At 46.0% G+C, this 1,220-nt stretch carries 2 pseudogenes; both read left to right on the top strand.

Annotated elements, in window-relative coordinates:
• Positions 1-696: pseudogene (locus A3766_RS00845) on the top strand (NAD-glutamate dehydrogenase domain-containing protein); the annotation flags it as partial.
• 93 nt (positions 697-789) lie between these two features.
• Positions 790-1,220 (top strand): annotated as a pseudogene (locus A3766_RS00840) (transketolase); the annotation flags it as partial.

The raw sequence follows: 1,220 nt of genomic DNA, 5'->3' as shown, positions 1-1,220 counted from the left end.
CTTATTTCCAGTGACCTCCAGTACAGTATGATGGCTGAGTTAATGAGTTTAATGCGCAGAGCATGTCGCTGGCTGATCAGAAATCGTCGCAGTGAATTAAACGTTACTGAGAATATGGACCGTTTCAAAACTGGTATAGCCAAGATTGCTAAATCGTTACCAAGTTACCTGACTGGCGCATCTGCCCAGTTATGGCAAGATAAGTTTGATAGCCTGGTCGAGCAAGGTGTGCCGGAAAAGCTCGCAGGTATTGTCGCTGGGGCCAGTCATTTGTATTCTGCGCTTGGGATTATAGAGGCGCAGGAAGAGGGTGATGGCTCTCTGGATCAGGTTGCCAAAATTTACTACTTACTGGGCAATCGCTTAGAGCTAACTTGGTTCTCCTACCAAATTAACGCACTTACGCCTTTAACTCACTGGCAAGCACTAGCGCGTGAAGCTTTCAGAGAAGATCTAGACTGGCAGCAGCGTGCTTTAACTGTCGGTTTGTTGAAGTTGAATGATGCCCCGAAAGACATAAATAAACGTGTCGATTTATGGATGGAGCAGCATGATGAGCTTGTGGCGCGATGGCGTCAGATGCTCACTGAATTCAAAGCTACCGAAGATGCAGAGTTTTCAATGTATTCAGTTGCGTTGCGAGAGTTGCTGGACCTTGCCCAGAGTACGGTTCACTCGGCCTCCCAGGCTTCATAATATTATTACCCTATTGTTCAAGTTTTATTTGCTCAATAGGGTAATTTAAGCGAGAATGGCGGCTTTTTTAGATCATCTTTCGGGAGAAATTTAATGCCGTCACGTCGTGAACTAGCAAATGCCATTCGTGCGTTAAGTATGGATGCAGTTCAAAAAGCAAAGTCTGGCCATCCTGGCGCGCCAATGGGAATGGCTGATATTGCTGAAGTGTTATGGAACGGCCACTTACAGCATACCCCTCAGAACCCGTCTTGGCCAAATCGCGATCGATTTATATTGTCCAACGGCCACGGTTCAATGCTTATCTATTCTTTGCTGCACTTAAGCGGTTATGATCTGGGTATTGAAGATCTTAAAAACTTCCGACAGCTACATTCTAAAACGCCAGGTCACCCTGAATACGGATACACACCCGGAGTTGAAACTACCACTGGCCCTCTTGGTCAAGGTATTTCTAATGCGGTGGGTATGGCGATAGCCGAAAAGTCACTTGCTGCGCAATTTAACCGTGAAGGTCATAATAT

The organism is Oleiphilus sp. HI0132 (assembly GCF_001635845.1).
The sequence above is the reverse complement of the archived record's forward strand: the minus strand, read 5'-3'. Positions and strand labels throughout refer to the sequence as shown.